8 protein-coding genes and 2 pseudogenes are annotated in these 8468 nt (G+C 68.0%); 2 read left to right on the top strand and 8 right to left on the bottom strand.

The window, feature by feature from the left end; translation table 11 throughout:
- A pseudogene (locus BRAS3809_RS28735) lies at nucleotides 1-251 on the bottom strand (ABC transporter substrate-binding protein); the annotation flags it as partial.
- Nucleotides 252-736: 485 nt separating this feature from the next.
- Here BRAS3809_RS28735 and BRAS3809_RS28740 point away from each other — a divergent pair.
- Nucleotides 737-1087: a RidA family protein gene (locus BRAS3809_RS28740; protein WP_008965519.1), complete on the top strand. Its 351-nt coding sequence runs from the start codon at nucleotides 737-739 to the stop codon at nucleotides 1085-1087.
- Between the two features lie 20 nt (nucleotides 1088-1107).
- On the opposite strand, the gene BRAS3809_RS28745 is transcribed toward BRAS3809_RS28740, so the two are convergent.
- From BRAS3809_RS28745 to BRAS3809_RS37790, 7 genes and pseudogenes are all read right to left on the bottom strand, one after another.
- Nucleotides 1108-1344, bottom strand: a complete 237-nt coding sequence (locus tag BRAS3809_RS28745) for a hypothetical protein (protein WP_008965520.1) — start codon at nucleotides 1342-1344, stop codon at nucleotides 1108-1110.
- Between the two features lie 60 nt (nucleotides 1345-1404).
- Nucleotides 1405-2781, bottom strand: a complete 1377-nt coding sequence (locus BRAS3809_RS28750; RefSeq protein WP_008965521.1) for a sigma-54-dependent transcriptional regulator — start codon at nucleotides 2779-2781, stop codon at nucleotides 1405-1407.
- A 12-nt stretch (nucleotides 2782-2793) separates the two neighbouring features.
- Complete coding sequence (locus BRAS3809_RS28755) at nucleotides 2794-4593, bottom strand: ATP-binding protein (protein WP_083839180.1); 1800 nt, start codon at nucleotides 4591-4593, stop codon at nucleotides 2794-2796.
- A 175-nt stretch (nucleotides 4594-4768) separates the two neighbouring features.
- Complete coding sequence (locus tag BRAS3809_RS28760) at nucleotides 4769-6091, bottom strand: NAD(P)/FAD-dependent oxidoreductase (RefSeq protein ID WP_008965523.1); 1323 nt, start codon at nucleotides 6089-6091, stop codon at nucleotides 4769-4771.
- Nucleotides 6092-6344: 253 nt separating this feature from the next.
- Nucleotides 6345-7664, bottom strand: a complete 1320-nt coding sequence (locus tag BRAS3809_RS28765; RefSeq protein ID WP_008965524.1) for a dicarboxylate/amino acid:cation symporter — start codon at nucleotides 7662-7664, stop codon at nucleotides 6345-6347.
- A 159-nt stretch (nucleotides 7665-7823) separates the two neighbouring features.
- Nucleotides 7824-7970, bottom strand: a pseudogene (locus tag BRAS3809_RS37785) (oxidoreductase dimerization domain-containing protein); the annotation flags it as partial.
- Complete coding sequence (locus tag BRAS3809_RS37790) at nucleotides 7924-8157, bottom strand: pyruvate dehydrogenase E1 component-related protein (protein WP_502685684.1); 234 nt, start codon at nucleotides 8155-8157, stop codon at nucleotides 7924-7926. The pseudogene BRAS3809_RS37785 and the gene BRAS3809_RS37790, both read right to left, overlap by 47 nt.
- Nucleotides 8158-8267: 110 nt before the next feature.
- Here BRAS3809_RS37790 and BRAS3809_RS37165 point away from each other — a divergent pair.
- On the top strand, nucleotides 8268-8468 hold a 201-nt coding region (locus BRAS3809_RS37165), incomplete at its 3' end, for a hypothetical protein (RefSeq protein ID WP_210161119.1).

Raw genomic sequence — 8468 nt, forward strand, 5'->3', positions numbered from 1 at the left:
TGGGTGGCGCAATCCAGCGCGCCGGCGGCGAGCGCCTGGGTCATCGGTGCCGTTCCCTGGAACTGAGTCCACTCGATGTTGTAGGTCTTGCCGAGATCCGGGAATTCGCTCGGACGCTTCATCATCCAGTACTTGGATTCCTCCGCCGGAATGGTCCAGCCGACGCGGATCGTCTGCTGCGCAAAGCTCGACCCTGCACTCGTCGCCCATGCGACCGCCGCCAGCGTTGCCAGCATCAACCGTTTCCGCATCACGCCCCTCCGAAATCGTTTAAAAGGATCCTCGCGGGGAATGTTTCATGTCTCAAATATCGGTGCAAGCGTGGAAAACGCCCCGTGCTTGCCTGCCGCCTGGGCAAGCCGCTGTGCAGCGCGGCGAAGCGGCGCCAGACCCGCGAATGTCGCTGTCCGTGTGCGATGGATGCGCCGGCAACGCAAGGTCGTGCGTCGAGGCCTCATGGTTCGAGACGCGCCGCGAGCGGCGCTCCTCACCATGAGGGATGGATCGCGCGACGGGAGAGATGCACTGGGCCGCGAATTCCGGCCTCGTCCTGAGGAGCCCGCGAAAAGCGGGCGTCTCGAAGGACGATGAACGGCACATTGCTGGCCAGAGCATTGTCCAGGTCCCTCGAGAGAGGCTCGATTGCCATCCCCGCCCCTGCTTCAGCCGACTGGCGCTGCCGCGTCGCACGCGCTAGGGAGAGGCCCCGAATTCATCCTTTGAAGGAGTACTCTCGATGTCGATCCAGCGTTTCGAAGTCGGCCCGCGCATGAGCCAGGTCGTCGTGCACGGCAATACCGTCTATCTCGCGGGCGTCGTCGCGCAGAAGACGGCCGGCGAGAGCGTCACCAAGCAGACCGAAGAGATCCTGTCGATCATCGACGGCCACCTCGCCAAGGCCGGCACCGACAAGACCAAGCTGTTGTCGGCGACGATCTACCTCACCGACATCAAGACGTTCGGCGAGATGAACGCGGTGTGGGACGGCTGGGTGTCGGCCGGCAACACGCCCGCCCGCGCCACCGTCGAGGCCGGCCTCGCGGCGCCGCAATACACTGTCGAGATCATGGTGATCGCGGCGAAGTGAGCTGCGTGGCCGTCGCGACGCTATTTGGTGTCGCGGCGGCCGGTGTTGCGATTGAGCGGGTCGCGCCGTTTGCGCGTCAGGCCTTCCGGCAGCACCGGCTCGGTGCCGGGAAGCGGCTCGGCGCGGACGTCGGCGCCCCATTGTTGCTGCTGGCGGGGCGTCGTCGCGTCCTTGACCTGCTGCGGCTGGGGCAAGCCGTCCTTGCTGACGGGATCATAGGCGCCGGAGCGCAGATCGCGGGTGTCTCTGCCTGTCATGACCTCTCAATGAGCGCAGGCCGGCATTCGTTCCTCGGCGCATGACAACGGGCCGGGCCGTCACGATCCCGGCCGCGCCGATGCGCCCTCGCGAATGCCGTCGACGTCGACCGCGAGCCGCTTGATCTTGTCGTACAAGGTCTGCTTCGGCACGCCGAGCAGCGTCGCCGTCGCCTGCACGTCGCCGAGCTTGCGGCGCAGCGCGTCCTCGATGATCGAGCGCTCGATGTTCTCCAATTGCCGCGGCAGCGACAGCTCGGAGGACGCGGTCGCGGACCGGCTCAGCACCCGCTTGTCGAGCACGCCGAGCACGAAGCGGTCGGCGACGTTGCGCAGCTCGCGGACGTTGCCGGGCCAGGCATGGCCGAGCAGCAGCGACATGGTGTCGTCGTCGACGAGCGGCGCGTCGCGCTCGAAGCGCTTGGCGGCCTCCAGCGTGAAGTGCTCGAACAGCACCGGGATGTCCTCGCGCCGCTCGCGCAACGGCGGCAGCTCGATGAAGGCGACGCCGAGGCGGTAGTAGAGATCGGCGCGGAACTGCTTAGCTTCGCTGAGCTCGTAGAGATTGGCCTTGCTGGCGGCGACGACGCGGCAATCCACCGCGACCGGCTTGTTGGAGCCGACGCGCTCGACCGAGCGGTCCTGCAGCGCGCGCAGCAGCTTGACCTGCACGCTCAGCGGCATGCTCTCGATCTCGTCGAGGAACAGCGTGCCGCCATGGGCGTATTCGATCTTGCCGATGCGCTGCTTGGTGGCGCCGGTGAAGGCGCCGGCCTCGTGGCCGAACAATTCGCTCTCGACCAGCGAGTCCGGCAGGCCGCCGCAATTCACCGCGACATAGTTGCCGCCGCGCCGCGTGCTGTGATTGTGCAGGCAGCGCGCGACGACGTCCTTGCCGGTGCCGGTCTCGCCATAGATCGTGACGTCGACATTGGTGGAGGCGAGATTGGCGACGAGGCGACGCACCTCCCGGATCTGCGGCGAGCGCCCGAGCAGGCTCGCCTCGATGCCCTGCCGGTCCGCGAGCGCCGAGCGCAAAGTGCGCACCTCGAGCGTGAGCCTGCGCTTGTCGAGCGCGCGGCGCACGACCGAGACGAGCTGCTCGGACGAGCACGGCTTCTCGATGAAATCGTAAGCGCCGTTGCGCATCGCCTCGACCGCCATCGAGATGTCGCCGTGACCGGTGACCAGGATCACCGGCAGGTCTGGATCCATCCGGTGCAGCTCGTTGAGCCAGTCGGTGCCGCTCCTGCCGCGCAGCTGCACGTCGGAGACGACCACGAACGGCATGTCGGCGCGGACCACCGCGCTCGCCGCTTCCACCGAGGCGAACGGCGTCACCGCGAGGCCGGCGAGCTGCAGCGCCTGCACGGCGCCGATGCGCACGTCCTCGTCGTCCTCGACATAGATCACGCCGATCGGCTGTTCAGAGCTCATCAGGGGACCTTCTCACGCGGCGAGCGGCAGCAGCACGACGAACTCGGCGCCGCAGGAATCGAGATTGCGCGCCCGCAGCTCGCCGCCGAACGAGCGCGCGATGTGATTGGCGATGACGAGCCCGAGGCCGAGGCCCTTGCCCGCCGGCTTGGTGGTCACGAACGGCTCGAACATGCGCTGCAGGACGTCGGCGGCGATGGCCGGGCCGCTGTTGCCGATGGCGATGCGGCACTGCCCCTCCTCGCGCGCGGCGCGGATCGAGATGGACTTTTGCGCCGCGCCCTCGACGGCGTCGAGCGCATTGGCGACGATGTTGCAGAGCAGCTGTTCGAGCCGCGTCTGATCGGCGCGGACCTGCAGCTCCGGCGCGAGATCGACGCTCACCTCGACGCCGCCGTCCTTCACCCGCGCGCCGAGGATCTTGAGCGTCTCCGCCACCGCCTGCTCCACCGAGACGCTGTCGAGCGGCGCATGGGACTTGTAGGCGAACACGCGCAACTGGCCGGTCAGGCGCGCCAGCCGCCGCACCAGCTCGCCGATGCGGACGAGATTGCCGCGGGCCTCGCCGATCATGCCGCGGTCGACGAACTGCACGGCGTTGTCGGAGGCCGTCTGCAGCGCCGCCAAGGGCTGGTTGATCTCGTGCACCATGCCGGCCGACATCTGCCCGAGCATGGCGAGCTTGCCGGCATGCACCAGCTCGTCCTGCGCGGCGCGCAGCTCGGCGGTACGCTCCTGCACGCGGATCTCCAGCCGGTCATTGGCGGCCTGCAGCGCGGCCTGGCTCGCCAGCCGCTGCCTTATCTCGTGGCGGCGCTGCGCCAGCAGACCGAGCAGCAGCAGCGCCACGATGCTGGCGAGCCCCGACAATGCGCCGATGATCAGGGCCGTGCGCCGGATCGGCGCGATGTCGTCGAGCAGCATCAGCTGCCATTGCCGCTCCTGCAGCGGCCGCTCGTCCATGCTGTACACGGTACCGCGCTCGGTCGCGACCCGGCCGCTGCGCTCCCCGCGCTCCAGGAAGCTCCAGCCGAGCGGCGCCAGGCTGGAGCTGCCATAGGGCTTCGAGGTCGCGATCTCCTCCAGCGCATCGACGGCGAGCGGCGTCAGCGGACGGAAGCGCCATTCGTCGCGCGAGGCGAGAATGCTGACGCCGCGCGCATCGACCAGCAGCATGTCGGCGCCGCGGTTGCGCCACTCGCGTTCGAAGGCGTCGAGATTGACCTTGACCACGGCGACGCCGATCGTGCGCCCCTCGCGCTTCACCGCATAGGACAGATAGTAGCCGGCGCGGGCGCTGGTGATGCCGATGCCGAAGAAGGCGCCGCGGCCGGTCGCCAGCGCCTGGCGCATATAGGGCCGGTAGGACAAATTGCTGCCGACCGGCGTGCCCGGCTGGTCGAAATCGGCCGCGGCGATGGCGTCGCCGTCGACGGTGAGGACGTAGAGGTTGTCGGCGCCGGCGAGCAGATTGATCGACTTCAGGTGGAGGCTGACGCTCTGCTGCAGCGCGCGATCATCCGGCGTGCCGAGCAGCCTGAAGACATCGGGCGAGGTCTCCAGCAGCGAGGGCAGGTATTCGAACCGCGACAGATAGCCGTCGAGTTGCGCGGCCTCGACCGCGAGCCGCTGCTGGGCCGCGGCGTGGCGCTGATCAAGCCCGCGAGAAAAGGCGATGGCGTAGCCGAGCCAGGCCGCCGCGCCGACCAGCGCCATCGCCAGCAGGCCGCGCACGAGCCAGCCCGCGCGCCCCCGGACCACGGCGGCGTCGGGATGTCGCTCGAGGCCGATCCGGAGGGGAAGGTCCGTCATCTCCTGCGCCAGGCCAATCCAGGGCATGGCGGGCCGCGCCCACCGCGCCCGCATATCCGGCCTAAGTCTAGGGTCTTGCACCGGAATTTGCGACAGCAAAATCGGCGGCCGGGGGACGCGATGAAGCGCGATCGAGGCGCCGGCCCGGGGTCGCCGCGCCGGTCGCGGCGGCACATCAGTGCAGCTTCACATGCGGCTCGGTGCGGCGGGTGATCAGGCGGGCCAGCGTGTCCAGGGTGACCTTGGCGAGGCCGTGCAGCGCGTATTCGTGCATCTTGTACAGCGACAGATACATCATCCGCGCGAACAGTCCCTCGAACACCAGGTTGCCGCCGACCAGCGCGCCCATCATCGAGCCGACGGTCGAGAACTCGCCGAGCGACACCAGCGAGCCGAAATCGTGGTAGCGGTAGTCCGACAGCGCCTCGCCGCGGACGAAGCGCGGGATCTGCTTGTAGAGATGCGAGGCCTGCTGATGCGCCGCCTGGGCCCGCGGCGGCACGTTGCCGCGCGCGCCCCAGGAGCAGGCCGAGCAGTCGCCGATCGCGAAGATGCGCTCGTCGCGGGTGGTCTGCAGGGTCTGCCTGACCACCAGCTGGTTGATGCGGTTGGTCTCCAGTCCCGCGATGTCCTTGAGGAAGTCTGGCGCCTTGACGCCGGCGGCCCAGACGATCAGCTCCGCCGGGACGACGCGGCCGTCGGCCAGGCTGACGCGGTCGGCGCCGACCTCGGCGACCTTGGCGCCGACCAGCACCTCGACGCCGAGCTTCTCCAGGAGCTTGCCGGTTTCCTGCGACACCCGCTCGGGCAGCGCCGGCAGCACCCGGGGCGCGGCCTCGATCAGCGTGATCTTGATGTCCTTCTCGGCGTCGACCTGATCGAGTCCATAGGCCACGACCTCGCGGGTCGTGCGATGCAATTCGGCGGCCAGCTCGACGCCGGTGGCGCCCGCGCCGATGATCGCAACCTTCAGCTGATGCAGCGCGATCGGCGAGGATTGCGAATGGGCGCGGATGCAGGCGTTGATCATGCGCTCGTGGAAGCGCCGCGCGTCGCGTTGCGATTCCAGCTTGATGGCGTGATCGACCACGCCGGGCGTGCCGAAATCGTTGTTCTGGCTGCCGATGGCGATGACCAGCACGTCATAGGGAATGGTCCGCTGCGGCGTGACCTCGCGCCCCTCGGCATCGAGATAGGGCGCGACCAGCACCTCGCGCTTGTCGCGGTCGAGCCCGATCATGTCGCCGATGCGGTAGTGGAAGCCGTGCCAATAGGCCTGCGCCAGGTAATCGACCTCGTGCGCCGAGATGTCCATGCTGCCGGCGGCGATCTCATGCAGCTTCGGCTTCCAGACATGGGTGCGGTTGCGCTCGACGAGCGTCACGTCCAGCCTGCCCTTGCGGCCGTATTTGTCGCCCAGCCGCGTCGCCAGCTCCAGGCCGCCGGCACCACCGCCGACAATCACGACACGCGGGACTCCTGACTGCGCAACGGCCATCACCAACCTCCCCAAGCGTGACGGTGGCGCCGCCGTCGTCATGCCGTCAGAGCCATGTCCTCGATACCTTAGCAGATCATTTGATGTGGGCGGCATCACGTTTGGGCATCGCCAACGCGTCCACGGGTTCTGCTTGGGACGGCCGCGAGATGGCGGCGCGCCGCATCGCCGCGCGCGAGCAGCGGCGATGCTTGCACGGTCACGTTGCCGGGCGCCGCCCTTCGGCGGGCGACGGCCGTGGGCAGGGTTGGCCTCAGCCCGTCGTGACGGCAACCTCGACGTCCGAGGGATCGATGTCGCGATCGAGCGCGGTGCGCAGCTTGTCGCGGTCCAGTTCGCCTTCCCACCAGGCGACGATCACGCAGGCGACGCCGTTGCCGCAGAGGTTGGTCAGCGCCCGGCACTCGCTCATGAACTTGTCGATGCCGAGCACGATGGCCATGCCCGGCACGAGCTCCGGCCTGACCGCCGCGAGGGTGCCGGCCAGGGTGATGAAGCCGGCGCCGGTGATGCCCGAGGCGCCCTTCGAGGTCAGCATCGCGACCAGCAGGATCGTGATCTGCTCGCCGAAGGAGAGGTGCACGTTCATCGCCTGGGCGATGAACAGGGTCGCCAGCGTCATGTAGATGTTGGTGCCGTCGAGGTTGAAGGAGTAGCCGGTCGGGACGACCAGGCCGACGACCGGCTTGGAGCAGCCGAGCCGCTCGAGCTTCTCCATCATCTGCGGCAGCGCGCTCTCCGACGACGAGGTGCCGAGCACGATCAGCAGCTCGTCCTTGATGTACTTCAGGAACTTGAAGATCGAGAAGCCGGCGATGCGGGCGATGATGCCGAGCACGATGACGACGAAGGCGAGCGCGGTGAGATAGAAGGTCGCGATCAGGCCGGCGAGATTGCCGAGCGCCTGCGGGCCATAGCGTCCGATGGTGAAGGCCATGGCCCCGAAGGCGCCGATCGGGGCCGCCTTCACGACGATGGCGATGACGCCGAAGATCGCATGCGCGGCATCGTCGACGAAGGCGCGCATGGTATGGCCCCGCTCACCGAGGCTCATCAGCGAGAGGCCGAACAGGATCGAGAACAACAGCACCTGCAGGATCTCGCCCTGGGCGAAGGCGCCCACCACCGTGTCCGGAATGATGTGGAGCACGAAGTCGACCGACTTCATCTCGCTGGCCTGCTTGGCGTAGTTGGCGACCGCCGCCGCGTTGGTCTGGCCCTGGAACCCGGCCCCCGGCTGGATGAAATTGGCGACGATCAGACCCAGCGCGAGCGCGAAGGTCGAGACGATCTCGAAATAGATCAGCGCCTTGACGGCGACGCGGCCGACCTTCTTCACCTCGGAGACATGCGCGATGCCCGAGACCACGGTACAGAAGATCACCGGCGCGATGACCATCTTGATCAGCTTGACGAAGCCGTCGCCGAGCGCCTTGATCCAGTCGTTCTTCCCGAGCTCCGGCCAGAGCCAGCCGACGATGACGCCGAGCACGATCGCGGCGAGGACCTGGACATAGAGGACCCGGTAGAACGGCTTCTTCGGCGCCGCGGCCGCTGTGGTGGTTGCAGACATCGAATCTTCTCTCCCTGGTCTCAGTCTATGTCTCGTTCCGTTCGCCCACGTCCGCTTCCGCGGCGGCAGGTCGGTGCAATGCCCTTCGAACAACTCGGCCGCCATGCCGATCGATTCGCCGAGCGTCGGATGCGGATGGATGGTCTTGCCGACATCGACAGGCTCGCAACCCGTCTCGATGCCGAGCCAGATCGCACTGATCCGATCGCCGGCAGGGGGTCCGACGATGCCGCCGCCGATGATGCGGTGGGTCGTCGCATCAAACAGCAGCTTGGTAAAGCCCTCGTCGCGGCCATTGGCGACCACGCGGCCCGAGGCTGCCCATGGGAATACCGCCTTGCCGAGCCCGATGCCCTCGGCGTCTCTCCGCGAGGACGGCCCTGACGATGAAGCGGGCGCGCGCGTCGCCACGATGGCCGCGCACCGCCGCCGGCGCCTCGAGCCATGCGCTTGTTTCCTGCGGATCCAGGTCGTTCGTGTCCGCAACCATCATCTCACTCTCCCCTGCATGCCGGGCCGCAGTCACACGTCCAAAAGCGCGCGAGGCCTGACCGGCACGCGCGCGATGCCGCGCAGGCGCGATGGCCTGCGCGGAGATCAGGGATGGCTGTGGGCTGGCATCCGGACGTCCCTCGCGTCGTTGTTCTGGAGCTGGCGCTCGTTTGGCGGGTCAAAAAGCAGCATTCGTGCCAGCGGCAGGGAGCGACCTCGGCGGGCCGTATCTCGCTCAAATGGCTGATTTTTGCCGGGGCGCGCGGTCGTGACCGCAGGGCGCGGCCGGCGCCTCATCCGGACTTTCGGAAA

The organism is Bradyrhizobium sp. STM 3809 (assembly GCF_000239795.1).
Lineage (GTDB): Bacteria > Pseudomonadota > Alphaproteobacteria > Rhizobiales > Xanthobacteraceae > Bradyrhizobium.

Bases quoted from the DNA above. Each gene is read 5' to 3' on its own strand.
- BRAS3809_RS28750 (WP_008965521.1), bottom strand. From the start codon at position 2,781: ATGAGCTCTGAACAGCCGATCGGCGTGATCTATGTCGAGGACGACGAG.
- BRAS3809_RS28755 (WP_083839180.1), bottom strand. From the start codon at position 4,593: ATGACGGACCTTCCCCTCCGGATCGGCCTCGAGCGACATCCCGACGCC.
- BRAS3809_RS37790 (WP_502685684.1), bottom strand. From the start codon at position 8,157: ATGATGGTTGCGGACACGAACGACCTGGATCCGCAGGAAACAAGCGCA.
- BRAS3809_RS28745 (WP_008965520.1), bottom strand. From the start codon at position 1,344: ATGACAGGCAGAGACACCCGCGATCTGCGCTCCGGCGCCTATGATCCC.
- BRAS3809_RS28760 (WP_008965523.1), bottom strand. From the start codon at position 6,091: ATGGCCGTTGCGCAGTCAGGAGTCCCGCGTGTCGTGATTGTCGGCGGT.
- BRAS3809_RS28740 (WP_008965519.1), top strand. From the start codon at position 737: ATGTCGATCCAGCGTTTCGAAGTCGGCCCGCGCATGAGCCAGGTCGTC.
- BRAS3809_RS28765 (WP_008965524.1), bottom strand. From the start codon at position 7,664: ATGTCTGCAACCACCACAGCGGCCGCGGCGCCGAAGAAGCCGTTCTAC.